General features: G+C 35.9%; 25 protein-coding genes and 2 rRNA genes. 12 read left to right on the forward strand and 15 right to left on the reverse strand.

From position 1 onward, the window contains the following. Window positions 1-18: 18 nt before the first annotated feature. Entirely contained in the window at window positions 19-633 is a 615-nt protein-coding gene (locus EGI22_RS22480) for a response regulator transcription factor (protein ID WP_255070832.1), read from the reverse strand. After that, window positions 630-2,516 carry a sensor histidine kinase gene (locus EGI22_RS22485; protein ID WP_255070834.1) on the reverse strand — a complete coding sequence of 629 codons (1,887 nt, stop codon included), beginning with the start codon at window positions 2,514-2,516 and terminating at the stop codon, window positions 630-632. The genes EGI22_RS22480 and EGI22_RS22485 overlap by 4 nt, the downstream gene beginning before the upstream one ends. A gap of 277 nt (window positions 2,517-2,793) precedes the next feature. Between EGI22_RS22485 and EGI22_RS22490 the strand changes: the two genes are divergently transcribed. Continuing rightward, window positions 2,794-3,009 carry a LytTR family DNA-binding domain-containing protein gene (locus EGI22_RS22490; RefSeq protein ID WP_255070835.1) on the forward strand — a complete coding sequence of 72 codons (216 nt, stop codon included), beginning with the start codon at window positions 2,794-2,796 and terminating at the stop codon, window positions 3,007-3,009. An 80-nt stretch (window positions 3,010-3,089) separates the two neighbouring features. On the opposite strand, the gene EGI22_RS22495 is transcribed toward EGI22_RS22490, so the two are convergent. From EGI22_RS22495 to EGI22_RS22530, 8 genes are all read right to left on the reverse strand, one after another. Then, window positions 3,090-4,127, reverse strand: a complete 1,038-nt coding sequence (locus EGI22_RS22495; protein ID WP_255070837.1) for a HipA domain-containing protein — start codon at window positions 4,125-4,127, stop codon at window positions 3,090-3,092. After that, window positions 4,114-4,446 carry a HipA N-terminal domain-containing protein gene (locus EGI22_RS22500; RefSeq protein WP_255070839.1) on the reverse strand — a complete coding sequence of 111 codons (333 nt, stop codon included), beginning with the start codon at window positions 4,444-4,446 and terminating at the stop codon, window positions 4,114-4,116. Before EGI22_RS22500 ends, EGI22_RS22495 begins: the two co-directional genes overlap by 14 nt. Continuing rightward, window positions 4,439-4,657, reverse strand: a complete 219-nt coding sequence (locus EGI22_RS22505) for a type II toxin-antitoxin system Y4mF family antitoxin (protein ID WP_255070841.1) — start codon at window positions 4,655-4,657, stop codon at window positions 4,439-4,441. The genes EGI22_RS22500 and EGI22_RS22505 overlap by 8 nt, the downstream gene beginning before the upstream one ends. A gap of 200 nt (window positions 4,658-4,857) precedes the next feature. Beyond that, window positions 4,858-6,405, reverse strand: a complete 1,548-nt coding sequence (locus EGI22_RS22510; RefSeq protein ID WP_255070842.1) for a long-chain fatty acid--CoA ligase — start codon at window positions 6,403-6,405, stop codon at window positions 4,858-4,860. 100 nt (window positions 6,406-6,505) lie between these two features. Beyond that, on the reverse strand, window positions 6,506-8,791 hold the full coding sequence (locus EGI22_RS22515; protein WP_255070843.1) for a helix-turn-helix domain-containing protein: 2,286 nt from the start codon (window positions 8,789-8,791) through the stop codon (window positions 6,506-6,508). Between the two features lie 144 nt (window positions 8,792-8,935). Next, window positions 8,936-9,490, reverse strand: coding sequence for a hypothetical protein (locus EGI22_RS22520; protein ID WP_255070844.1), 555 nt, complete (start codon window positions 9,488-9,490; stop codon window positions 8,936-8,938). Window positions 9,491-9,502: 12 nt separating this feature from the next. Further along, on the reverse strand, window positions 9,503-10,537 hold the full coding sequence (locus EGI22_RS22525) for a LacI family DNA-binding transcriptional regulator (protein WP_255070845.1): 1,035 nt from the start codon (window positions 10,535-10,537) through the stop codon (window positions 9,503-9,505). A gap of 173 nt (window positions 10,538-10,710) precedes the next feature. Then, entirely contained in the window at window positions 10,711-11,613 is a 903-nt protein-coding gene (locus EGI22_RS22530) for a sugar phosphate isomerase/epimerase (RefSeq protein ID WP_255070847.1), read from the reverse strand. Between the two features lie 112 nt (window positions 11,614-11,725). On the opposite strand from EGI22_RS22530, the gene EGI22_RS22535 reads away from it, so the two are divergent. From EGI22_RS22535 to EGI22_RS22545, 3 genes are read left to right on the forward strand one after another with little or no spacing between them, the layout of a single operon-like run. After that, window positions 11,726-12,412: an HAD family hydrolase gene (locus EGI22_RS22535; RefSeq protein WP_255070848.1), complete on the forward strand. Its 687-nt coding sequence runs from the start codon at window positions 11,726-11,728 to the stop codon at window positions 12,410-12,412. After that, a complete protein-coding gene (locus tag EGI22_RS22540; protein WP_255070849.1) occupies window positions 12,409-13,035 on the forward strand; it encodes a chloramphenicol acetyltransferase in 627 nt (208 codons plus the stop codon). Before EGI22_RS22535 ends, EGI22_RS22540 begins: the two co-directional genes overlap by 4 nt. 3 nt (window positions 13,036-13,038) lie before the next feature. Continuing rightward, entirely contained in the window at window positions 13,039-13,524 is a 486-nt protein-coding gene (locus EGI22_RS22545; protein WP_255070850.1) for an NUDIX domain-containing protein, read from the forward strand. Between the two features lie 19 nt (window positions 13,525-13,543). Here EGI22_RS22545 and EGI22_RS22550 read toward each other — a convergent pair whose 3' ends face one another. The 3 genes from EGI22_RS22550 to EGI22_RS22560 form a co-directional block, all read right to left on the reverse strand. Beyond that, window positions 13,544-13,990: a hypothetical protein gene (locus EGI22_RS22550; RefSeq protein WP_255070852.1), complete on the reverse strand. Its 447-nt coding sequence runs from the start codon at window positions 13,988-13,990 to the stop codon at window positions 13,544-13,546. Between the two features lie 3 nt (window positions 13,991-13,993). Beyond that, on the reverse strand, window positions 13,994-15,199 hold the full coding sequence (locus EGI22_RS22555) for an acetyl-CoA carboxylase biotin carboxylase subunit family protein (protein WP_255070855.1): 1,206 nt from the start codon (window positions 15,197-15,199) through the stop codon (window positions 13,994-13,996). A gap of 99 nt (window positions 15,200-15,298) precedes the next feature. Then, the gene (locus EGI22_RS22560) at window positions 15,299-15,688 is read right to left on the reverse strand and encodes a DUF1573 domain-containing protein (RefSeq protein WP_255070856.1); all 390 of its coding nucleotides are present in this window, start codon (window positions 15,686-15,688) and stop codon (window positions 15,299-15,301) included. A gap of 237 nt (window positions 15,689-15,925) precedes the next feature. Between EGI22_RS22560 and EGI22_RS22565 the strand changes: the two genes are divergently transcribed. The 8 genes from EGI22_RS22565 to EGI22_RS22600 all read left to right on the forward strand — a co-directional run bounded on the left by EGI22_RS22565 (window position 15,926) and on the right by EGI22_RS22600 (window position 25,206). Continuing rightward, window positions 15,926-18,334 carry a thiamine pyrophosphate-dependent enzyme gene (locus EGI22_RS22565; protein ID WP_255070858.1) on the forward strand — a complete coding sequence of 803 codons (2,409 nt, stop codon included), beginning with the start codon at window positions 15,926-15,928 and terminating at the stop codon, window positions 18,332-18,334. A 51-nt stretch (window positions 18,335-18,385) separates the two neighbouring features. Then, a complete protein-coding gene (locus EGI22_RS22570) occupies window positions 18,386-18,559 on the forward strand; it encodes a hypothetical protein (RefSeq protein ID WP_255070859.1) in 174 nt (57 codons plus the stop codon). Further along, a complete protein-coding gene (locus tag EGI22_RS22575) occupies window positions 18,541-18,837 on the forward strand; it encodes a hypothetical protein (protein WP_255070860.1) in 297 nt (98 codons plus the stop codon). Before EGI22_RS22570 ends, EGI22_RS22575 begins: the two co-directional genes overlap by 19 nt. Window positions 18,838-19,006: 169 nt before the next feature. Further along, a complete protein-coding gene (locus tag EGI22_RS22580) occupies window positions 19,007-20,386 on the forward strand; it encodes a dipeptidase (RefSeq protein WP_255070861.1) in 1,380 nt (459 codons plus the stop codon). A 29-nt stretch (window positions 20,387-20,415) separates the two neighbouring features. After that, on the forward strand, window positions 20,416-21,252 hold the full coding sequence (murQ, locus tag EGI22_RS22585; protein WP_255070863.1) for an N-acetylmuramic acid 6-phosphate etherase: 837 nt from the start codon (window positions 20,416-20,418) through the stop codon (window positions 21,250-21,252). Further along, window positions 21,249-22,235 carry a VWA domain-containing protein gene (locus EGI22_RS22590; protein WP_255070865.1) on the forward strand — a complete coding sequence of 329 codons (987 nt, stop codon included), beginning with the start codon at window positions 21,249-21,251 and terminating at the stop codon, window positions 22,233-22,235. Before murQ ends, EGI22_RS22590 begins: the two co-directional genes overlap by 4 nt. A gap of 114 nt (window positions 22,236-22,349) precedes the next feature. After that, complete coding sequence (locus EGI22_RS22595; protein ID WP_255070866.1) at window positions 22,350-24,389, forward strand: putative oxidoreductase C-terminal domain-containing protein; 2,040 nt, start codon at window positions 22,350-22,352, stop codon at window positions 24,387-24,389. A gap of 58 nt (window positions 24,390-24,447) precedes the next feature. Next, window positions 24,448-25,206, forward strand: a complete 759-nt coding sequence (locus EGI22_RS22600) for an SDR family NAD(P)-dependent oxidoreductase (RefSeq protein ID WP_255070867.1) — start codon at window positions 24,448-24,450, stop codon at window positions 25,204-25,206. A gap of 362 nt (window positions 25,207-25,568) precedes the next feature. On the opposite strand, the gene rrf is transcribed toward EGI22_RS22600, so the two are convergent. Together rrf and EGI22_RS22610 are read right to left on the reverse strand one after the other, a co-directional pair. Next, window positions 25,569-25,680 (reverse strand): 5S ribosomal RNA (rrf, locus tag EGI22_RS22605). Between the two features lie 150 nt (window positions 25,681-25,830). Then, a 23S ribosomal RNA gene (locus EGI22_RS22610) occupies window positions 25,831-26,255 on the reverse strand; the annotation flags it as partial.

Raw genomic sequence — 26,255 nt, forward strand, 5'->3', positions numbered from 1 at the left:
ATTTTGATTAATAAAAACTCAAATCAAATCATTCTGAACTGCAATTTTGATTAAAGAAGCTGTGTTGTTTACTTCAAACTTCATCAGGAGATTTTTTCGATGGCTATCGACTGTTAGCACACTCACAAATAGTTTTTCGGCGATTTGATGGTTAGTAAATCCATCAGAAATTAAAATCAAAACTTCTTTTTCGCGTCTGGTTAGAAACGGCAAGGGCTTGTGGGGTTCGGGTTGATTTGGAAGTTTTATGTTTAGATTAAGATAATAACCGCCTTGGCTAACTTGAGAAATAGCATCAAGGATTTCATCTTTTGAGGAACTTTTAAGCAGATATCCCATGGCTCCATTTTGTACCATTCTACTTATATAGCTTCTTTCGGCAAATGTGCTCAAGGCGATACTTTTCACATCTGGAAATTCTTCTTTGATTTTTTTGCATAAATCTATACCACTTATATCTGGGAGATTTATATCCAAAAACGCAATATCTACTTGGTTTTCTTTTAAAAAAACCATCGCATCAAATGCATTTGTAGCTACGCCCACAACAATAATGTCTTCTTGATCAACTAATAATGATTTGACGCCTTCGATGACTAAAGGATGATCATCAACTATCAATATTCTTGTCATACCTTTATTTCAATTATTGTAGAAGTACCTTTTCCTGATTCGGTTTGAATTTCCATTTTGCCTTTCAAATATTCAACTCTATTTTCAATATTGTTTATACCGATTCCTTTAAGTTCGCGTAATTTACTGCTGTCAAAACCTTTCCCGTCGTCTTCTACGGTTATTGTCAGGGTCCCTTCTGTTCTCACTATTTGTACAAATGCCTCGCTTGCCTCAGCATGTTTGATGACATTATTAAGTAATTCTTGAATGATTCTATAGAGTGTTATTTCAGTTGATTGTTCAAGATTAAATCCATCCAAGCCGAAAGTTTGAAAATGAATTTTCAGTTTCCCTGCCTGATTGATACCTTCACAATAATCAGAAATAGCGTCTTTTAATCCAAATTTCAATAAAGATTCAGGTAACATACTATGAGCAACCCTTCTAAGTTCGGTAATGGCATTATCTAATTGCGTGATAGTTTTTGAGAAAACTTGAGCATTTTGATTACTCAAAACAACATTTCCAGGAATTGAGCTGAGGTTGAGTTTAATGCCTGAAAGCAAGCCTCCTAATCCATCATGAAGATCGCGAGCAAGCCTGCTTCGTTCTTCTTCTTGGCCTTTTAATACAGAGTTGGTTGCCAAAAGCTGACGTTCTTGCTGAAGTCGCTCCATTTCTTTTTCGGTTAATTTTCGCTTATAATTCATATTGCGAATCACAATAAAACCAATAACCAATGCGGCAACCATACCGAATAAAAGACTGTAAATCAGATAGTTTTTCTTTTGATTTTCAAGTATTTTCTTTTCTAATTCTTGCTTTTGATTTTCAGTATCAAACTCATATCTTATTACTTTCATTTTGTCTTCAAAGTTGACTTCAGACATGGAATCCTTGATGGCAGAATACAAAATATGATGTTCTAAAGCGTCTTTATATCTTCCATCAGCTTTATTAATTTCATATAAAATTTTATTTGCATCCCGAATGGAAAAAAAGACACCTGTTTTTTCAGCAATGTTTCTAGCTAACAATGCGTATTCTTCCGCTTTATCGAAGTTTTTTAACTTTAAATAATATTGAGAAGCGTTATTATAAGCATCGCCTAACAAATACTCCCCATTGTGATTTTTAAGATAATTTATGCTAAAATCCAAGCCGGTTTCTGCTTCCTTGTTGCGGAGAAACTTCTCCAAAGCCAAAGCTTTGTAGCTACCAAGATAAGCTAAGCCGAATGAATCTTTTATGGCTGCGTATCTTTTTGAGGCAATTTCAAAATTCTCCAAAGCCTTTTTCCCTTCATTTAATAGTTTAATATTTACTATACCTATTTCAGTATAAGCATCGTTTATTGTAGTTGATAGAGTTTTTAGGGATTTACTATGAACTGTTGAGAATTTCTGATTTACTCTATTTTTTGAAAAAGAGAAAAATGAATTATAATATTCCAGAGCTTCTTTTGGTTTTTCTAACCATAAATACGCCCCACCTACACTTCGTAAACAAAAAGCATAATATTGCCAATCACTATTTTTATCTGCATAAGTTAAAACTTTGAGGGCATTGTTTATTAAAGAAAAATATCTTCCTTTTACATTATCCAGCTCTGAAATTGTAAAATAAGTTATCACAAATCCCTTTCGCCAATTTGTCTTTTTACAAATTGACAGTGCCAAATCAGTATATTTCAAAGAAGAATCAACGTGTCCACCGTTTTGAATTATCTCGTAAGCTTTAATATTATATTGAACTACCAAAGAAGTGTCCCTATGGAAGCTATTTTCAAACTTTAGCAATGAATCAATTACATAGATATTTCCACTCTCCTGTGCCTTTAAAGTAGGAAAATTTACAAATACTAACACCAAAAACAAATGCAATGCATTTCGGCCTTTCATAAAAATGGCTGTTTCTTCTGTAAAAGTAAGAATAAGCCTTATAAAAATAATCCCCTAAAAAGGGGATATTAATAAAACCTATTTATAGGTGATTGATTGATTTTTGTTCAAAACGTACCTTCGAATAAAAATATAAGCTGAAAAATTGTATCTGAAAACTAAAAATCTAAAAATATGGACCCATACCGCATACACGTAGGCAGCTGGAAAAAACTCGCACCCAAGGATATAATATTTTTAAAGGGTGAAATAAACTACACGCATATTTTCTTAGCGAATGGAAAAAAAAATCCTGGTTTCTACCACGCTAGGAATCCTTGAAAGCCGATTGGCAAATTATCGATTCTTTAGAACTAATAAATCAACAATGATAAATTTAGATTATGTTTCGAAATACGAAGACAATATTAATCAAGGAACAATCTCGCTAAAAAACGACAGAAAAATTCAGGTTTCGAGAAGGAAAAATAGAATTTTGAAAAATATCATTTAGAACTTTCATGAAAATCGATTTTGCAAAATGAAGAATTGTAACAATTTCATAATTTCAACATTCTCATTATTGAGTTTTAACTATACCAAACCCAATTTCCTGAATTTTTCAGTCATTAGGACTTCAAATTCCGATTTTAAATCTTCTGGCAAAAAACTTTTATAAACCACCTCCAGCATTTCAAATCGGCAATAATAGAAATTTTCGAGGGTTTTGTCCAATAGTTTTTTTGAAAGATTGCTTAAGGAATAAGCCGCTAAAAAATCTTCATATTTAAGTTTGCTTTTTTTGCCATTTAAAGTCAATGCCAATTCTTCGGTATCTGCTTTATTTACTAAGGCTGTGCTCAAAAGGTCGTAAGCAGGGCTTAGCAAAAATCTACCTCTTTCATCAGTTTCGAGTAAAGAGAAATTCTTTAAATGCATATCAGCATTTCCTGTCAAATAACTAAATACAACGTATTCATAAAAATTAGTGACATCAAGCAAAGGTGCGTTTGAATATTTAAGCAAAGCTTTGGCAACTTGTTCATGACTTCCTTTGTATTTATCTTCAGTAAGGCGTTCAGTGAGTTGGCACATGTCTTCCATGTGTCGCATACCCGTGCGTGTGCGATCTACTCTTTTGGTAAGATAGCAAAGTGTACCATCTTGCAACGGAAACAAAGTATGCGGCACTATATTTAAACCACATACATCGGCCATTTTCATGGTACAGGCTTCTAATTCAGGCAAACTTTGGTAATAATCAGAAGGGGGCTTCAGTATGTAGTCACCATAAAGCCCCACTATTGTGAGCTTCTTTAAGGCATTTCGCTCTTGTTTGCGATGCCAACTTAAACTCACTTTGGCCTGAACACCTGTAACAGCCATGTTGGCGTTTAGAAACTGCTGAGCCAAATCTGCAAGGGCTTCTTTGTCATACTCAAACTTCGGCACATAGGCTTGTCCAAAAAAACGTTTGCTACAGGCTTGGTGGTAGTGCTCCTCCCCTTCTTTCAGTTGCTCATAACAATAAAGACATCTTGGTTTGTTGCTTCCATATTTCTGTTCTGGCTCAAAAACCACGTTTTGAGCTTTCTGATTATATAAAGGATTCTTTTTTCTATAATTCTTCATCTTCTTGTGCTATTATACTCACTGCACCTATACTGTTTTTACAACAAGCCAATAATAATCCAAACCTATCTCTGCCGTTTATTTTCCAATTGTCTATGGCTATATCAAGCAGCCAGCCTTCGGGTATCAATCCATCAAAAAACGGAAACAAAACTTTGCTTTGGTATGGCTTGGTATTTACCTTTAAGGTTTTGCTTATATCATGTGCTTCGTCTTCTGAAACATAACTTAAATCATAGCTAAATGCATAGCCACTGTCTGTTTCGGCCAATACGCCTGCCAGTTTATCGTGTAAAAACACATTTGCCTTTCTATTCATTATTCCTGTCTTTTTCTATTGGTGCCAATTCCGCACCAAAGAGTGCCAATACTTTGTTTACGGTATCCATCCTCAAAGATTTTTTACCTTGCTCTAAATCCCTCACAAATCGTAAACCTACATCTGCTTTCTCTGCCAGCTCCACTTGAGTGATTTTGGCAAGTTTTCTTTTTTGTTTTACAAATGTTCTCAACTTATTATTTTCTCTCATTTTTATACCTTTAATGATACAACATTACAAATTTATTACTTTTTTATATACGATAAGGTATATTTTTATATTTTTTTATTTTTTTATACCCGATAATATACTAAAACAACACAAAAGTCAATTTGTATACCCCATTAGGTATAAAAAAAACTCGCCCAAAGCGAGTTCTTTTTATTATCCACAGTGTGTTTTTTTTTAAATCAGCTTTTTCTTAGCTCTTTTTTTAAGATTTTACCTGTAGCACTCATTGGTAATGCCGCCAAAAATTCAACATGACGAGGATATTTATAAGCTGCAATTTTACTTTTTGTCCAATCAATCAAATCGGACTCGGTAATAGTTTTTCCTTCTTTCAATACCACATAAGCCTTTATTTCTTCGCCAAACTGATCATCAGGGATACCGATAACGGCTACCAAAGACACGGCATCATTCTGAATCATAACTTCCTCTACTTCACGAGGATATACATTAAATCCTCCACGGATTATCATGTCTTTGGTTCTATCTACAATAAAATAAAAACCGTCTTCATCACAAATAGCAACGTCGCCAGAGTACAGCCAACCGTCTTTCAAAGTACTCGCATTAGCTTCGGGCTTGTTAAAATAGCCTTTCATGACATTTGGTCCTCTGTAAATCAACTCGCCCTTTTCGCCTTGTGGTACATCATTGCCGTCGGCATCAACAAGTCGAACATCAACGCCCCAAACAGGAGTACCGATTGACCCAGGTTTGCAACCCACATTTAACTGATTAAAAGTTACAACTGGCGAGCCTTCTGACATTCCGTATCCTTCCAAAATATCGACATCAAAACGTTTTTTGAAATCTTCTAAAACTTGAACTGGCAGTGCTGCACCGCCAGAAACCGCACGTCGAAGATTTTTGGCAATCGAAACATAATCGAATTTTTCATCCATGTAATTCAACAATCCCCAATACATCGTAGGTACACCTCCGAAAATGGTGATTTTGTGTTTTGCCATTAAACCAAAAACAGCCTCCGCGTCAAATTTCGGCAACAATACACAATGAACCGACTTGTAGACAGCGGCATTCATCATACAGGTCATTGCAAAAATATGAAACAAAGGCAGAACAATAAGGGCGGTGTCATTTGTTGTATACTCAAACAAATCTGCACACATAATAGCATTTGTAAAAAGGTTATTATGTGATAGCTCGGCTCCTTTTGGCCTGCCGGTAGTGCCTGAAGTATAAATAATCACAGCGGTATCTTCAGCCGAAGTTTGCTCCGTTTCAAAAACTGGAGATTGACCATTTACCAAGCTGCCGAAAGTCTCGGTATCATGAAAAGGGGATGTTTCAGCAGGTGTGGGCATAATAACAAAAAAATGCTTGCAACATGCCGTATTTTGGTATCCTTGATAACCCATTTTGGCCATCGGAAGCTCTGGAGAGCCTATAAAACAAAAATATGCTTTGGCTTCGCTATCAGTTAAGTGATACTGGATTTCATCTTCTTTCAGCAATACACTCAGCGGAACTACCGATGCTCCAGCTTTAAGAATTCCAAAATATATAATAGGAAAATAAGGCAAATTAAAACAGCTTAAAGCCACTTTATCTCCTCTTTTTATGCCTTTGCTCTTAAGTCCATTGGCTACTTGACTTGCGGCACCATTTAACTGAGCATAAGTTAAAGTCGAATCCATAAAAGTCATGGCTTTTTGGTTCGGATTTCTTTTGGCACTTTGCTCTAAGAGAATTGATAAATTTAACATTTTTAGGTTTTGGTTTAATGAAAATGTAGCCAAACTTAATCATATTTTTTCTCTAAATTATACCAAAAAGATAAAAATCGAGCAAAACTATTTGAAACAACTATGAAACATTCAAACCAGCTTTAAAAATCCTCAATTCTTCCCAACTGAATGTATCCCCTACTATTTCTTTAATTTGTCCCAAAGGAACATCGGTTTCAAAACTTTCAAAAGCGGAAGCCAACTCTATTATTCTATCAGAACTTATCAAATCCGACACTTTGACTTTTTTCTGCTCAACCAATTTTGCAAAATGCGATGAAATAGTTGTGGCCGAGAGCATTCTTATCTGAGCTATCTCATCAATGGTTTTATTCTGAATCCAAAGTTCGTATGTCTCTTCAGTGGTAGGTTTTTTATCTGATTTAGGTTTCTTTTTTTTGCTTGGTGCTTCGTAATAAGAAACATCTTCGCGGTCTTTTATCAGTTCTTTGCTATTTTCAAAATACTTATTGGAAGCATTATCTAGCATTTGTTTTTTATAGATGGCTATTTCAGGTATTTGCAAATTCTGTTTTGTAATTTCTACTCCTTTACAAACACAGTCCACAAACTTTTCAACTTTAAAAAGTTGTAAAACAAGTGAGGTGAAACTATCATCCAATTCGGACAGTTCGGTAAAATAGCCTTTTGCATTTTTTATTCTTTTTACAACCTGAATCTCCAGCAAAAGATCTAAATGAAGATTTTCTAACAAAGGCATAAAATACAACTTGGCTGCTTCAACCCTTTTTTTAAGAAACTCTAAATCAATGTCTTGTGAAATAAAAACATTATTAATTTGCTGCGTAAATTTCAAAGCTAAAGCCGAAAGTTCCATTTGTTTTTTTAGAAAATCCTTAGCCCATGCTATTTCTTTAGCTTTACTTTTTAGGTCAATTAAGTCTTGATATCCAACTACAAGATTTCGGGCCAATTGCTCAAAATCCGTCCAATTAAAACTTTTAACTATGTAGTCTTTTACATACACCAGTTTTTCTTTATCAAGTGTTTCTTCTATAACTTTTTCGTCGGCCTTGTTGCTTGCATATTTTAACACATCATAGCTCAACTGTATTCCATTCAACCTAATGGGCTCCACCAAAACCATGCCTTCCAAAGATCTAAGCCGCGAAAGTGCCACATAAAGTTGCCCGGGGACAAACACTTGAGAAACATCCAAAATTGCTTTGTCAAAAGTCAAACCTTGGCTCTTGTGGACAGTAATAGCCCAGGCAAGTTTGATAGGATAATGCACAAACGTACCCAAAGTTTCTTCCTCAATTTCTTTGGTATTTTCGTTTACGGTATATCTAATATTTTTCCATTCGTATTTGTCTACTACAATGGTCTTATTCTCTAAAGGAAATTTTACAAGAATTTCATTTTCGGAAATAGAATGCACCAGGCCCATTTTTCCATTAAAATAGTTCTTTTCCAAGCTCAAATCGTTTTTTACAAACATCACTTGAGCACCTTTTTTTATTGCTAACTCTTCTTCCAAAGGATAAATCCAGTCAGGAAAATCTCCACCAATTTCAGCTTTAAACCTATACTCAGGACTTGTTAGCTCCTCCAGAGCTCTCTTATTGATTTCGTCGGCTTTAAGATTATGCGTAGTAAGCGTAATAAATCCCTCGTCTCTTTCAGGAATAAATTCAGGCCTAAGATATTCGTTGAGTTTTTGCTGATCTTCTGCGGTTATTTTATTTTCCCTGAGATTATTTAGAATATTAATAAAAACGGGGTCTTGTTGCCTGAATATCTTATCTAACTCCACATAAAGCGGCGGATTATTAAGCACAGCATGGGCATGAAAAAAGAATTTTCCATTATAATATTTTTGTAAAACCGCCCATTCTTCGTTTTTGATAACGGGAGGCAATTGCATCAAATCGCCAATAAATAGCACTTGAACGCCACCAAAACTCAATCTATTCCGCCTCACTCTTTGCAACATAAACTCCATGGCATCCAGCACATCTGGGCGGAGCATACTCACTTCGTCAATAATCAAAAGTTGTAATTCCTGAATGACGTTTCGCTTTGTTGCATTCATCCTAAAATGCCTCGTTAGAGAGTTTTTAGTTTCAAACCTGACTCTTTCCGAAAAATGCTCTGGGTCTATTTCTTGCGGAATAAAACCTGCAAAAGGCAATTGAAACATACTGTGAATGGTCACCCCTTTGGCATTTAATGCAGCTATACCAGTTGGTGCAACAACTATGGTGCTTTTGTGTGTAGATTTAACAATATGATTAAGCAGTGTGGTTTTTCCTGTACCCGCTTTTCCAGTCAAAAAAATGGATTTTTGGGTTTGGTTTACAAAGTTTATTACGTTTTGTGCTATCGGCGAAATTTCTGTCATTATAAAATCAAAGCATCGATTTGGAAAACTTTCTTGCAAAAATAGCCTTTAATAAGGAAACTATTTAAACAAATTCGGCGGAGTAATATTTTGGCGAATATAATTTATTAACAAACCAATTTTTATTTAATAAAGAAATAAAGATCATTTAGACCAATCGGGAGCGGGGGTATTTTCATCAAAAAGCTCGTCTATATAATATTTACGCCGGCCAGTTTTGTTGCACAGTTCTGGCTTATCATCCAAAACATATACACAAGGACTGTACAAGTCTGAATTACTAGAAATCATAATGCTTTTTGGACTTCCATCATTAAAAAGGTCGTCTTTGTGAAGTAATCTTCCCAATAGACAATGACCCAACTCATGGAAAACCAATGCCTCCCGATTGTTTTCAGGCATGCTTTTCCAACATGTAAGGCTCTCCGTATTTATTTCTACAGTTCTTTGTAAAGAAGGATATTGGGTATTTTGCTTACATTTTCCACAAATATCGGTTTGTCCTAAGTTTAAATTCGCTTTTACAATCAAATTCTCTCTAGCAATGGTAATACCTCGACTGGTAGCCTCTTCGTAAAACTTGTTTACATAAACGGTAAATTCAGGTGCAATATCATATTGGATACCAACATCAATTGAATCTTTTTTGCAAGAAATCAAAACCAAAATAAAAGACAGACAAGTAAAAACTTTTTTCATATCACTCAATTCTTAAATTCCGAAAAATCGTCTCGTTTGGTTGGTTGATTCTCTTGCTTTAAGTTCAGGTGCAAAAAGCTTGGTTTTACTTTCAGAGGTTCCGCTCAAATGCAATTGTGAAATTATGGAATTTATAGCACTTTTTCCCATTTCATAAGCCGGCACAGATACACTTGTGAGGGCAGGATAAATAGCAGAGACAGTAGGTTCATCATAATAACCCACAATCCCAATGTCTTTGGGCACATTATATCCTGCCTCATGTATGGCTTTATGAATACCAATCGCTGCCTGGTCATTCGCTGCAAAAAAAGCATCAGGCCTATCATTTAGTCTCAAAATCTCACTTGCTTTTTCAAAGGCTTGTACTTGATTATAATCACCGAAAATTAACTTTTTATCAAAATTGTCAATTTTAGCTTCTTTCATTCCTGCCAAAAGGCCATTTTCGATGGTGTATTTTGAAAATGAATAAGATTTTGCTCCAAGAAAACAAATTTTCCGATATCCTTTTTCTACCAAATGCTTAACTGCTAGTTTTCCACCTTCAAAGTTATCAATAACAAAATTCGGGGTATTCAATTCTGTAAATTCTCTATCGATAAAAACTAAAGGAATGTTTCTTTTTATAATACCTTCAAAGTGTTCAAAACTTGAAGTTTCAAAAGCTCGGGCCACCACTAATCCATCAACATTAGATTGTAAAAGTCTATGAATTGCCGACACCTCTCTACCGAAAGACTCATTGGTTTTGTTTACCACCAAAGTAAATCCCGCATCTATTGCAGCATCATCCATTCCCCTGATTATTTCTGAAAAATAATAATCAAATTGAGGTACAAGGGCAGCAATAATTTGATTTTTTGTATTGGCTTTTTGCTGTTGGTTGGAGGGTAATTTATATTCTAGATTTTTTGAAAGCTTCAATACAGCTTCGCGTGTTTCTAGGTTAATCTCGGGCATTCCTCGGAGTGCTCTCGAGACAGTAGAAATCGATATGCCTAGCTCTTTGGCAATATCTTTTAAAGTTGGGGCCTTTGCCTTCATTTTTTTATGGTTTTTTTGGGACTTTCACTCGGCAAATTTTAGAATAAAAACCTTGCCACTAATCACTTAGCAAAATAAAATTAAACAAAAAAAATGAATATTTACAAATTTCCGCAAAAAACCACAAAAAAAATGGGGCTATTTAGCCCCATAAAAATTTAACTTTTTTAAAATCAATATCCCCAACTTTTGATTATTTTCAAGTCTTCATTTATACAATCTATCGGTGCTTTACCTTGATAAGATTCCTGTTCGATAATAAATTGGGTAGTTCCACCTAATTTCTTACCCATTTCTACAATCTCTTTTACCCCTATAACGCCTACTCCTAAAATCGCACTTTCCCATCCGCCGTGCTCCTTTTCAGACTTTATTTCATCCTTCACGTGCATCAGCTCAAATCTACCTGGATATTGTGCTAAAAGATCTGCTGCTCTTCCACCACCACCGTACATATTGCCAATATCCAATTGTTGTGCAACCAAACTTGGATCAGTATTTTGCATGATAATATCATAAACCTTTACACTGCTCAATTTCAGACTAAATTCAAAATCGTGGTTATGATAGCCAAACTTCATTCCTGAACCTTTGCACAATTCGCCATTTTTATTAAACACCTCCATGAATCTTTTCAACTGATCAAAGTCTTTTCGATAGGCGATGTCCAGCCATGGACTTATCACATATTTTTGCCCACAAATAGCGGCATCCTCTACTAATTTTTTCCAGGTATCCGTAAATTCTTGCTTACCCTCGTCCCAATGGCCTTTACCAAAAACTGTGTGCCCCGAAGGCATCTTTAAACCTAAATCATCCAATATTTTTCGAAACTCTTTTGCCTCCCAACCATAAAATTTACCATTGACATAATTGGCATGTTCCACATTTTTATAGCCCATAGCAGCTACTTTCTTTAGGGTATCCAAAGGGGCATTTTTCATGTCATCCCTAACAGAATACAATTGTACACCAACGGCATTTTTAGATTTCTTTTTTGCAAAAACCGAATTGGAAGCCAAAAACGAGCCTGCAATTGTCATTGCTGTATTTGATACAAATTCACGCCTGTTCATTTCTATTTATTTATGATTGAATATTATTTTACTCTAAATTTATGCATTTTCTTGAGAAAAAAATTAATCCTAATATAGTTTTCTATAATTTTAATTTTTTTAAAATTAACAAATGAAAGATTTAAAAGTATTAGCTTTTGACGCTGACGATACCCTTTGGGTAAACGAGCCCTATTTCCAAGAAACTGAACATGCCTTTTGCTCATTATTGGAAGATTATTTACCACACCATACCGTTTCGCAGGAATTATTCAAAATAGAAATGCAAAACTTGGCTCTCTATGGTTATGGCGTAAAAGCATTTATGCTTTCGATGATAGAAACAATCTATAAAGTAACAGATCATACAGCCCCTCTCAGTTTAATTGAAAAAGCAATAAACCTAGGGAAAGACCTTCTAAATAAAGACATCGAATTGTTAGAAAACATAGACGAAGTATTAAAAAACTTAAAAGGAAAATACAGACTTGTGGTGGCTACAAAAGGCGATTTGTTGGATCAAGAGCGTAAACTTATCAAATCGGGTTTAGGTCATTACTTCCATCATATCGAAATCATGAGTGATAAACAAATCAAAGATTACGAGAAGCTTTTAAAACACTTGGATTGCAAACCAGAAGAGTTTATGATGATAGGAAATTCTTTGAAATCTGACGTAATTCCAGTTTTAGAACTCGGCGGCTGGGGCGTTCATGTGCCATATCACACCACTTGGGCCCACGAAGTAGTGGATACAAAAATTGATAATCCTAGATTTGGTCAAATTTCAAACATTATAGAAATACTTAAACTCCTATGAAAAAAGAGCTTTTAGACATAAATACATGGGCAAGAAAAGATCACTATCACTTTTTTTCTCAATTCGACGAACCTTTTTTTGGGATTACAGTTGATGCAGATTGCACCAAAGCCTATAATGATTCAAAATCTCAAAATTTTTCATTTTTTTTAAAATACTTGCATTGCTCTTTGGTAGCAATCAATAGCATTGATGCCCTAAAATTAAGAATTGAAAATGACCAAGTATGGTTATATGATCAAATAAATGCCTCTCCTACTATCAATAGGCCTGACGGCACATTTGGTTTTGCCTATATAGATTTTTATAAAAACTTTGATGACTTCAGCTCAGTTGCAAAAAAAGAAATCGAAAGGATCCACACTTCTGTAGGATTAGACCCTGCTGGCCCAGGGCAAAACGTAATCCACTATAGTTCTTTACCATGGATAAAATTTACGAGTATTTCACACGCCAGAAGTTTCAAATTTAAAGACTCGTGTCCCAAAATATCCTTTGGAAAAATATTCGATCAAAATGAACGAAAAATGATGCCTATATCAATCCATGTTCATCATGCCTTAGTTGATGGGTTTCATATTGGCCTTTTTATTGAAAAGTTTCAAAAATTATTAAATCTTTAGTAAATGGAAGGTCTAAAAAAAATAGCTGTAATCTGTATTTTGAAACACAAAAACCATTTATTACTTTTAAAAAGATTGAAGGAGCCAAACAAAGACCTTTTTACACCGCTTGGAGGAAAACTTGACCCTTTTGAAACTCCACTTTCAGCAGCAAAAAGAGAAACTCAGGAGGAGTCCGGAATAGAAGTTAAGATCATGAATTTCTGTGGAATACTAACCGAAACATCTCCAACTAAATACAATTGGGTGAGTTATGTATATCTATCTGAAATTGAATTTCAAGAAGCTCCACCATGCGACGAAGGCACGCTATATTGGGTTCACATAGACGAATTGGACAAAATCCCTACTCCTATCACAGACTTGCATATTTACAAATATGCCCTACAGAACAAGAAATTTATTTTCGATGCTGTCTATGATGAAAATCTCAAGCTTCTTGAAATGAATGAGGAAATAGAGAATTTACAAATTGCTTTATGTAAATAGAATAAAGAGTTCTATTAAATCAATAAACCTTCAAAATCTTTATTTCCCTACCATTCATATTTATACTTTCATTTGCTTTTTTGCCCATCATTATTGCCCCAATTGGCGAAACAGTTGATATAAGCATGATCGTTTTACCAGCCTCAATGATTTTTCCTAAACTTATACAAACCAAAAAACAACCCAAACTTGTCTCAACAATGCTACCCGTCTTTATGCTATCTGTTTCTTGTGTAAAATTGGTATTTTCGAAAGTGAAAATATCTCTTACAAGCTCTATTTTTTGATGCTCCAACATAGCTCTATCGTTTTGAGCCATGGCTCGGCCAGTTTCGTATTTATCGCCCATGCTGCTTTTAGATTCCTCATTAGCAGCACTTTGAACATTTAAAATAGCTTGATCTAAGTCTTTGAGTTTTTTCTCTAAAATCTCTTTTGCCTTTATTAATATCTGGTCTTTATTCAATTTTCAATGCATTGGTTTATCTGGCGAAGGTGCTGAAGCATGAAGACCGTTGTCAAAAATCATTTGGGCAAATTTATCCAACAATTCTATTACACGCTCTCGTTTGCTTGCTTTTACTATAAGCCCAATATGATATTCTTCGTTCATTTTCCACACAATTTCCTTTTCATCAAACATACTCATATCTGGCCATTGTTGCGATGAAAGCGATATCAAGATACCTGAATAAGCCTTTTCTACCTTTGGCAATTTATAGGTTTTTTTCTCAGCAACTGCAGTTTCTATTTTTGCCCATTCCGCCCATAAATTTATTCCAGAGGAAGCCTCAACCATCTCTGCCAAATGTGCCCCTCCTACCCTTGAAGCAGTTTCTAAAAAATAATAATTCCCGTCTTCATGGCATTTGATTACTTCCGTATGGGCAGCACTAAATCGCATACCGAAAGCTTTCATAACCTGGTGATTTACTAAAGAAAGTGCCTGAGAATCTATTGATTTAAAATCTACGATTACTGATCTAAAAATACCGCCTCCATGTGCAACTTCAAACGGTGTACTCAAATATTGGCTACACCTTTCAAAAACCACTTTACCGTCTATAATTAATGAATCAACATGAAAAACATCCCCAGGCTTAAAACATTCTATCAGGAAATTGTGCCTATTTTCTCCCAAACCATTTATCCAGTCCCACGCTTCTTGTTTCGAATGCACTTTTTTAATACCAGCGGCAGACGCCTCAGAACGCGGTTTTACTAACCAAGGAGCTTGGGAGTTTTCAAGAAAATGAGTTATCTCCTCACTATTGAACAAAGAACTGAAACTAGGAACTGAAATTTGGTTGTCCAAAGCCTGCATTCGCATAGCCAGTTTATCTCTAAAATACCTTGCAGTGGTTTGCCCCATACCAGGTATTCTAAAATGCTCTCTGACCAAGGCGGCTTTTTCAACATCAAAATCGTCTAAGGCTACCACCAAATCTATTTTACGGGACTGCATTAAAAATGCTGTCCCTTCTATTATTTTTTGATAGGTTTCAAAATTGTTTTCATTTTTGTCTAAATAAAAAAACTCATCTATACTTTCTCTTGGCCAATCTTTGTGCTCAAGATTTTTATGTGTCAATAAAAAAACTGTATTCCCTTGTTTTTTGGCAGCTCTCAAAAACTCTTGGCCTTTCAGATAGGTACAAATGCAAAGTATTGTCATCTCAATGTTTTTTTTCTAAAAATAGAAAATAAAAAATGAATACAAAAAAAAGCCATCCAAAATATTTGGATGGCTCAATTATATGTAAACAGTCGAAGTTTATTTTCCTCCTGCTGCTTTTGGAGTTACACTACCTTTGATTGTCAAAATTACAGTCCCGTTTTCAGCATTGCTTACTACAGTAATAGTTTTAGTAAATGCTCCTGGACGTCCTGAAGTGTTATAACCAACTTTGATTACACTTTTAGCACCTGGCATAATAGGGTCTTTAGACCACTCTGGAGTGGTGCATCCACATGAAGCCTGAGCATTGGTGATAACTACCGGAGCTGTACCAGTGTTAGTAACCTCAAACGAATAAGTAGCCAAAGGACCTTCCGCTAATTTACCAAAATCATGTGTTTCTTTGTTGAATTTCAAAACACCCTGAGCATTTGTAGCTGCAGCAAATAAAAATACGCTTACTAAAGTGAAAAATAATTTTTTCATGTTCTTGAATATTAATTGTTTAAAATAATTCTGTAATAATCTTTATACAAAGTAAATACCAAACCAAAAATATTAAAAATTTTTAACAATGTATTAACAATCCATTTTTCATTCCAGAAATAGTGCTTTGTATCGATTTTACGCTTAACTTTACATTTATAACATCAAACAACCTACTTGTTTTCTTAAAATTATGTTAACAGTTTGATTTTTTTCAATCGAATACTCCCATAAATCATGAGTGAACTGCTTACTGGTTTTTATACAAAAAATGAGGTTATTCTTTCAAAAACAGAAGTTCTGTCTGATTATAAATTAGCCTGTGAAAGTAGAGCAGTTAGTCTTTTAGGAAGAAAAGACGTTTTTATGGGAAGAGCCAAATTTGGGATTTTTGGTGATGGGAAGGAACTGGCACAGATAGCATTATCAAAAGTTTTCAGAAAAGGTGATTTTCGTTCGGGATACTACAGAGATCAAACCTTAATTGCTGCGAATGGCGGACTAACTTGGCAACAGTTTTTTGCACAACTTTATGCTCACGCCGACATTAATCACGATATTTTTTCAGGAGGTAGATCTATGAATGCCCACTATGGCAACCATTGGATAGACGACCAAGGACGTTGGCTGGACCAAACTGACTTGTATAACGACGTCATGGATGTATCGTCTACTGCCGGCCAAATGCCACGAAGTGTGGGTTTAGCCTATGCTTCAAAACTTTACAGAAACAATCCATATCTCAAGAAATTTAAGAACTTTTCAAATGAAGGCAATGAAGTTTGTTTTTCAACAATAGGTGACGCCTCTACCTCGCAAGGTATGTTTTTTGAAGCTGTAAATGCCGCAGGAGTATTGCAGATTCCTTTGGTGATGTCAGTATGGGACGATGGCTACGGTATTTCTGTGCCAATAGAATACCAAACCACCAAAGGGAGTATTTCTGAAGCTTTGGCAGGATTCCAAAAAACAGACGGAAATGGTATAGAAATCATAAACGTACAAGGCTGGAATTATCCCGAACTTATAAAAGCTTATCAAAAAGCAGCTAGGATAGCAAGAGACCAGCACGTTCCGGTTTTGGTACATGTCTACGAAGTTACTCAGCCTCAAGGTCATTCTGCATCGGGCTCACATGAAAGATATAAGTCTAAAGATAGGCTAGAATGGGAAACAGATTTTGATTGCAACAAACATTTCAAAAAATGGATTCTTCAAAATAATTTTGCGAATGAAGCTGAAATATTAAAAATTGAAAAAGCGGCAGACGAAGTAGCCAAAGATGCTCGTAAAAAAGCATGGGATGCTTTGAAAGAATTTATAAATTCCGAAAATAAGCTTGTGATAGATTTGCTCAATGAGGCTATCGAAACTAATAAGGGAAATTCTGAAATAATAAAGTTAAAAAACCAATTAGAGACCAATACCCATCCTTTGAAAAAAGATGGTATAAAAGCTCTTAAAAAACTTGGAAGACTAAATTCAAGTGATAAAATCCGTAAAGATTTAGGAAAACTTCTTGAAACTTTAGAAAATAAAAATACAGAACGCTACAGCAGCCATTTATACTCTGAGTTTGAGACTTCACCAATGAACGTGAAGCCAGTTTCAGCTCAATACTCTGACAAAAGCCCAATGTTAGATGGCAGAGAAATAATCAATAAGTTTTTTGATTATACTTTCTCAAAAAATCCACTTGTGTTTGCCTTGGGCGAAGATATAGGTAAAATTGGAGATGTAAATCAAGGTTTTGCCGGCCTTCAAGAAAAATATGGTGAACTTAGGATAACAGATACAGGTATAAGAGAAACTACAATTATTGGACAAGGAATTGGAGCAGCAATGCGTGGATTACGTCCTATTGTAGAAATCCAATACTTCGATTATATTTATTATGCTTTGCCATCGCTTACTGACGATCTCGCTTCTTTGCGATATAGAACAGTTGGCAAACAAGCCGCACCTTTGATTGTTCGTACTCGTGGACATCGATTGGAAGGCATTTGGCATTCTGGCTCACCTATGGCGGTTATGATACACGCCCTCAGAGGGATGCATATCGTAGTTCCGAGAAATTTCGTAAAAGCTGCTGGATTTTATAATACATTACTGAAAGGAGACGACCCTGCTTTGGTTATAGAAAGCCTGAATGGATATAGACTAAAAGAAAAATTACCTGATAATTTAAACGAAATTTGTGAACCACTTGGCGTTCCAGAAATCATAAAAGAAGGCTCTGATATTACCATCGTAACGTATGGCTCCATGTGCCGTATAGTAGTAGAAGCCGCCGAAGAACTTAAAAAAGTGGGCATTTCTGCTGAAGTTATTGATGTGCAAACGCTTCTTCCTTTTGATATCAACAAAATAATTTTGAAATCCGTAAAGAAAACCAACCGCGTTATTTTTGCTGATGAAGACATGCCTGGAGGCGGAACAGCCTACATGATGCAGCAGGTTTTGGACGAACATGATGCCTACACTTTCCTCGACTCCAAACCCATAGCCGTAAGTGCCAAAGCCCACAGACCTGCATACGGTACAGATGGAGATTATTTTTCAAAACCAAACGTAGAAACCATCTTCGACGCCGCCTACCAAATAATGACAGAGGTAAATCCTGTAAAGTTTCCGGACTTGTATTGAGGTGTTTTATTTTTTAAAAATTCGTTTATATTTGAATTAAAAAAGAAGGTTATGGTATCTGAAGTAATTATTGACGATAAAAAATATGTTTTAATGCCGAAAGAAGAATACTTAGCTCTTCAAAAATCGGACTTGCATAAAAAGTTCGAAGGCAGATTATTTTCAATTGAGGAAGCTAGAAAAAAAAGTGAAGAATTGATTCTGGAATGGGCAAAACAAAAATAAATTTCTTAGATACCTTTATAGAAAACCTAGCTTCAGTTTCATTGTTTATCGAATCTAAAGGCTTAACACAAACTGCAATTTTGTTTAAAGAAAAAGTCTATGATTTTATTGAAAATTTAAATTTTGACAAAACAGAATATTCTACATGCCGTGACCCTGAAAGAGCAAGCTCTGGATTAAAATGCATCCTCTTCAACAAAAAATACACAATAGTTTTTTACCAAATGGGAGATGAAGTCTTAATAATTGAATTTGTCGCTTCTAAAATGATACATTAGTGAAATTTTTCAAAACTCTCTACTCTTTGAAAAATCATATCGATAATTTCTATAACACCTTTCTCAAAAATCTATTTTAACATATTTATTAAATCAACATCAATCCTCCCCATTTTTTTCATCCAAAAAAATACCCTAATTTTGAACATCAAATTTAAGGCCTTTTAGAATGAAAGAATACATTGCTTCAAACAAACAAAGATATTTAGACGAACTTTTCGATTTCTTGAGAATACCTTCGGTAAGTGCAGACACAAAACATATCCCAGATATGCTTACAGCAGCTGAATGGGTAAAAGATAAACTATTAGCCGCAGGCTTAGACACAGCCGAAATCTGTCAAACCGATGGTCATCCGATAGTATTTGCTGAAAAAATATTAGATCCATCATTGCCTACCATTTTAGTATATGGTCATTATGATGTGCAACCTGCCGACCCAATTGAACTTTGGGACAGTCCGCCGTTTGAGCCTACTGTTAAAATCACTCCTGTACATCCCGAAGGAGCTATTTATGCAAGAGGATCTTGTGACGATAAAGGCCAAATATATATGCATGTAAAGGCCGTAGAAGCCATGATTTTGCACAATACGCTTACTTGCAATGTGAAAATCATGTTTGAAGGCGAAGAAGAGGTTGGTTCTGAAAACCTCGGAACATTTGTAAAAAACAATAAAGAAAAACTCAAAGCTGACATCATTTTGATTTCAGATACTTCCATCATTGGCAATGACATCCCTTCAGTAGAAACTGGCCTTCGTGGCTTGGCTTATATGGAAGTGGAAGTAGAAGCTGCCAACCGCGACCTTCATTCTGGCGTTTATGGCGGTGCCGTTGCAAATCCTATCAATGTACTTTCGCAAATGATAGCCTCAATGCACGACGCAGATGGAAAAATTACCGTAAAAGGTTTTTATGACAAAGTTGTAGAACTGTCTCAAGTAGAAAGAGATGAGCTTGAAGCTGCTCCTTTTGATCTAGAAGAATACAAAAAGGATCTAAATATTGCCGAAGTAACTGGCGAAAAAGGATATACTACAAGAGAGAGGGCTGCAATACGCCCTACACTAGATGTGAACGGAATTTGGGGAGGCTATACAGGTGAAGGTTCTAAGACCGTTTTGCCTTCAAAAGCATTTGCTAAAATATCGATGCGTTTGGTTCCAGACCAAGACTGGGAAGAAATCTCAGAACTTTTTATGACGCATTTCAAAGCCATTGCTCATCCTACTGTAAAAGTTAAAGTAAAAAAACACCACGGTGGTCAACCCTACGTAACACCAACAGATTCAATAGGATACAAAGCAGCATTTATGGCTTTGGAAGAAAGTTTTGGCAAAAAACCAGTGCCCACCAGAGGAGGTGGAAGTATACCCATCGTGGCCTTATTTGAGCAAGAATTAGGTCTGAAATCAATATTATTTGGCTTTGGACTAGACTCTGATGCTCTTCATTCACCCAACGAACATTATGGCATTTTCAATTTCATGAAAGGCATAGAAACTATTCCTTTATTTTATAAATACTTTAAAGAATTAAACAGCTAAATCTATTTAATTTTTTAAAAAAGAAAACTATGAGCGACATCTTGAACCTCGAAAGATTATCTACTGAAGCAGCCTCAAACCATGAAAATCTTGAGAAAAAGACTGTTTTAGAAATATTAAACGGAATAAATCAAGAAGACAAATCTGTGCCTTTTGCAATCGAAAAAGCTTTGCCGCAAATAGAAGGCCTTATAAGTGCAGCTGCCGAAAGAATGAAAAATGGTGGCAGATTATTTTATATTGGTGCAGGCACAAGCGGTAGATTAGGTATTTTAGATGCATCTGAGTGCCCACCAACTTACGGTGTTTCTGATGAACTGATAGTAGGAATTATCGCTGGAGGAGATTTAGCCATCAGAAAAGCTGTTGAAAATGCCGAAGACGATTATCTTCAGGCATGGAAAGATTTGCAAAGATTTAATTTGACGCCATTAGACACAATAGTTGGCATAGCAGCCTCCGGCAGAACTCCTTATGTAGTAGGTGGATTAGAAGTTGCTAACCAAAACGGACTCTTGACAGGTTGCGTAGTTTGCAATACGGGCAGTCCCGTTGCTGCAAAAGCACAGTTGCCAATAGAAGTAGTGGTTGGACCCGAATACGTTACTGGATCAACAAGAATGAAATCTGGTTCTGCTCAAAAAATGGTATTAAACATGATTTCAACCACTTTAATGATAAAGCTCGGAAAAGTAAGAGGCAACAGGATGGTGGATATGCAACTGAGCAATGAAAAATTAGTAGAGAGAGGAATAAAAATGGTAATGAACGAAGCAAATGTTGTCTACGATGTTGCTAAAAAATTACTCATAGAAAACGGAAGCGTTAGAAAAGCCGTTGATTTTTATAAAAACAATCAAAAATGAAATGGTTTTCATTGAAATGGTTTACTTCAGCTGCTCTTCAAAAATTTGAATGGGCAAATGCCTATTATTTCTGGCTTTTGCTTTTAATCCCAGGGCTATTCTTTTTAAAATGGGTATTTAAATCTCAAAAAAAGCAAAATTTAATATTATCCATAAACAACATATCCATTCAAGCTTCTATGTTTGTTTGGCTTAGGTACCTCGTACCTTTTTTTTATGTTTTGGGTATATTTTGTCTAATATTAGCCTTGGCAAGACCGCAATTGGTAAACCAAGACAATGAAAAATACGCAGAAGGAATTGACATAGCTTTAGCGATTGATATTTCAGACTCTATGTTAGCCAAGGACTTGCAACCCAACAGACTGGAGGCAGCAAAAAACATCGGCATAGAATTTATTTCGGGAAGAATGAACGACAGAATCGCATTGGTGGCTTTTGCTGGAGAAACTACCACATTGAGTCCTTTAACCACGGATTATTCTATGCTCAAAGAATACCTTAAAAGTCTCAATACCAGTATTATAAAAACCTCCGGAACCGCAATAGGCTTGGCTTTATCTTCTTGTATAAACAAACTTAGAGACGTACCTGGAAAATCAAAAATAGCCATATTAATAAGTGATGGCGACAATACTACCGGAAGTATAGACCCAGAAATAGCGATTGAACTCGCCAAAACCTTTGGTATTAGAGTTTATACCATAGCCATTGGAGAAAATTCTGGTGAGGAGAAAATAGACGAAAAAACGCTAAAAATGATGGCAGAAAAAACCGATGGTCAGTTTTTTAGAGCCAATGACAACAATGCCTTGACCAAAATTTTTACAAAAATCAATCTCTTAGAAAAAACCATTTTTAAAGACCAAGGCATTAAAGATGTCAGTGATTATTATTATATTTATCTCAATTGGTCAATTGTCTTTTTTTTAATTTCACTTTTCTTAAAATTTACTTTCTTGGGTAATATTTTAGAAGATTAAATGAAATATTTCTTCTTTTTTAAAAAGACAGTCAAAATAATACCATAAAAGGGATTAAATTCCTTCCTACTTTTTTGAAAATTTTATAGGTTTGCATTATCAACCTTAAATACAATGTACAAACTTAGTTTTCTTATTTTCTTTTGTTTTCAAATAGCATTTGGGCAAGCTATCAGGCCCGAAAAAAAGGTTCTTATTTTCTCGAAAAATGCTTCTTGGGCCTATAGACACGCTTCTATTGAGCATGCAGATAGTTGCTTAAAAGCATATTGTGAAAAACGCGGTATTCTTGCTGACATTTCAGAAGATGCTAGCTTATTTGACGACCAAAATTTAGCAAAATATAGTGCTTTGGTACTTCTTAGTGCCAACCAAGACATATTTGACACAGACCAAGAGGCCGCTTTACAACGATACATTCGTTCCGGTGGAGGATTGGTTGGTATTCACTCCACATCTGGAGTAGAGCGAAACTGGAAATGGTTCAATCAGATGTTAGGTGCTACTTTTAAGTATCATCCGCCTCAACAGAACGGTACGATAAAAGTTATTGATCATAACCATCCATCTACCAAAAACCTTCCAAACGAGTGGAAACGCTGGGACGAATGGTACTATTTTGGACCAATGACCAACAAGCTTAATGTATTGATGGTTTTGGATTCTACAACATTTGAATCAAAAAGTCATACACAAAACTACCCTAATGCCTGGTATCATGATTTTGAAAATGGAAGAGTATTTTATACTGCAGGTGGTCATCTTGAAAAAGACTATGAAGACCCGATGTTTATGGAACATATTTTTGGTGGAATAACTTACGCAATCGGAAAAAACAAAATGCCTGATTTGACAAAACTTGCGAAATTCGAAAAAGCTCCTGCCCGAATAATCACCTTAGATCCAGGGCATTTCCATGCCGCTTTGGTACAGAAATCTATGCTAGCAGGCGTAAAGCCGACTGTGCAAGTTTACGCACCAAAAGGCGAAGACCTAGATCAACATCTTAAAAGAATCTATTCTTATAATACGAGGGCGGAATCACCAACCAAATGGAAAGAGAACGTGTATTCAGGACCAGATTATTTCCAAAAAATGTTGAAAGACAAAAAAGGTGATATTGTAGTAATGGCAGGAAACAACGCAAAGAAAACGGAGTCTATTTTAAAATCCGTTGAGGCTGGCATGAATGTTCTTGCAGACAAACCTATGTGTATCGATGCCAAGGGATATGAAAAACTAAAGACGGCATTTAAAGTTGCAAAAGAAAAAAACATTCTTTTGTATGATATCATGACCGAACGCTCTGAAATCACGACTGCTCTCCAACGTGAACTTTCTATGATGAAAGGTATTTTTGGAGAAATCCTCCCAGGCACTCCTGAAGACCCATCTGTAATCAAAGAAAGCGTGCATCATTTTTATAAATATGTTTCAGGAAGTCCATTGATACGTCCGCAATGGTTTATGGACACCAAACAACAAGGGGAAGGAATTGTTGATGTTACCACACATTTGGTTGATTTAGTTCTTTGGGCAGCTTTTCCAGAGACACCTTTAGATATTAAAGATGCACAATTAATAAGTGCAAAACGTTTGCCGACAGAAATGACACTTGACCAATTTAGTACGATTACGGGAGCAAAAACTTTCCCTGATTTTCTAAAAAAAGACCTTAAAGATCCCAAAACTTTGAATGTTTATGCAAATGGAGAGATAGATTTTAAAGTGAAAAATGTCCATTCTAAGGTAAAAGTATTGTGGAACTACAGTACAGATAAAGGTGGCGATACCCACTATTCTATCATGAAAGGCAGCTTGGCAAATATTGAAATAAAGCAAGGCGAAGCAGAGAATTATCAGCCGACACTTTACATTAAAAATTCAAAAATATCTGAAGCCAGTCTAAATGCTGAATTTGAAAAATTAAAAGCAAAATATCCTGGAATCAGTCTTCAAAAAACCGGAAATGATTTTATTGTAGATATTCCGGCAAAATATAGAACTGGACATGAAGCTCACTTTGGCGAGGTTATGGAGCGTTATTTGAAATTTTACAAAGTCAATAATATGCCAGATTGGGAAGTACCTAATATGCTGTTGAAATATCACATTACGACAAGTGCTCTAGAATTAGCAAATAAACAAAAATAATTAACATTCAAACTCTAATTTACAGTAGTGAAGAGGGGCTTTAGACTGAAGTAAAAATATGACAAATCCATTTTCATTAGCGGGAAAAATTGCATTGGTTACAGGTGGTGGTTCGGGTATAGGCTATGAAATTACGCGGTGTCTGAGAGATGCTGGTGCTAAGGTAGTAATTACAGGAAGAAGAGAAAATATGCTCCAAGAAGCCGTCAAGGCGTTTGGAGAAGATGTATTTTACGAAGTAAATGATGTGGCAGACTTAAGCCAAACTACACAATTGGTAGATGCGATTACTTCTAAATATGGTGAAATTGATATCCTAGTAAACAATGCTGGCATAAATATGAAAAAGCCTGCTATAGAAGTTACGGATATCGAATTCAATAATATTATCCAAACCAACTTAAATGCGGCATTTGCCCTAAGTCGGGAAGTGGCAAAAAAAATGATTCCAAGAAAAACGGGCTCAATTATTATGATATCTTCAATGGCAGGATATTATGGCATAGACCGAGTACCCGCCTACACAGCCTCCAAAAGCGGCATAGAAGGCCTTACCAAAGCCTTGGCCTCAGATTGGTCTAAACACAATGTGAGAGTAAACGCAATAGCTCCGGGCTTTATCGAAACCCCAATGATGCAAACTGCCATGAACTCCGACCCAGACCGCATGGACAAAGCACTTAATCGAACGCCAATGGGCAAATTCGGCAAACCAGAAGACATTGGCCTCGCAGCAGTATTTTTAGCTTCAGAAGCTGCATCTTACATCACAGGAGTTTCATTAAGGGTAGACGGAGGCAATGCTATAGGATTCTAAAGTAGAGCGATTTTTCAAATCGCTAATTAATAAGACAAGGGAATTCTCCAAAACATTTAAAGGGGTGTATTGTTGTTTGCAAAAATGCATATTTATCCCAAAACCTTTAAAAAAAATAAGCCAAAAAATTTACTCTTTGAGACTATAATTAATAAAGGCATCTATTTGAATGCTACACCACATAATTCTTTCTCGAAACTATATTTCAAAAAAAAAATAATTTAAGAAACTTTTAAAACAAACTTGATCCCCTTTTTTGCTTGATCCCAATATTGGCTTTGACAGCGATTTGAAAAATCGCTTTACAAAACCTCCCAAAAACAAAAAAGCCCCAAAGATTAGTCTTTGAGGCTCTAATAAATAACTGGCATCTACCTACTCTCCCGGGTTTGATCCAAGTACCATCGGCGGTGCGGGGCTTAACTGCTCTGTTCGAAATGGGAAGAGGTGTTCACCCGCCCTATTGACACCATGAAGGTCTTAATAGGATGTACTTTCATTCTCATGAACGTACGTCTTAATATTTTTTGACACTGTTCTATCTTAGATTCTTGCCACTTTCGACTTATGCCTTCGTGACTTATCCCTTAACAAAACATTGATATAAGAAAGACTGAAAATTAAAATTTAAGAGCTCTCGGTTCATTAGTACTACTCGGCTGCATACATTACTGCACTTCCACCTGTAGCCTATCTACGTCATAATCTCTAACGTTCCTCAAGGGAAGTCTCATCTTGAGGTGGGTTTCACACTTAGATGCTTTCAGCGTTTATCCCGTCCCGACTTAGCTACTCTGCCGTGCCCTTGGCAAGACAACAGATACACCAGCGGTCAGTCCAATTCGGTCCTCTCGTACTAAAATCAGAGCCTCTCAAACTTCCTACGCCCACCACAGATAGGGACCGAACTGTCTCACGACGTTCTGAACCCAGCTCGCGTGCCACTTTAATCGGCGAACAGCCGAACCCTTGGGACCTTCTCCAGCCCCAGGATGTGACGAGCCGACATCGAGGTGCCAAACCTCCCCGTCGATATGAGCTCTTGGGGG

Source organism: Lacihabitans sp. LS3-19 (assembly GCF_024343575.1).
GTDB lineage: Bacteria > Bacteroidota > Bacteroidia > Cytophagales > Spirosomataceae > Leadbetterella.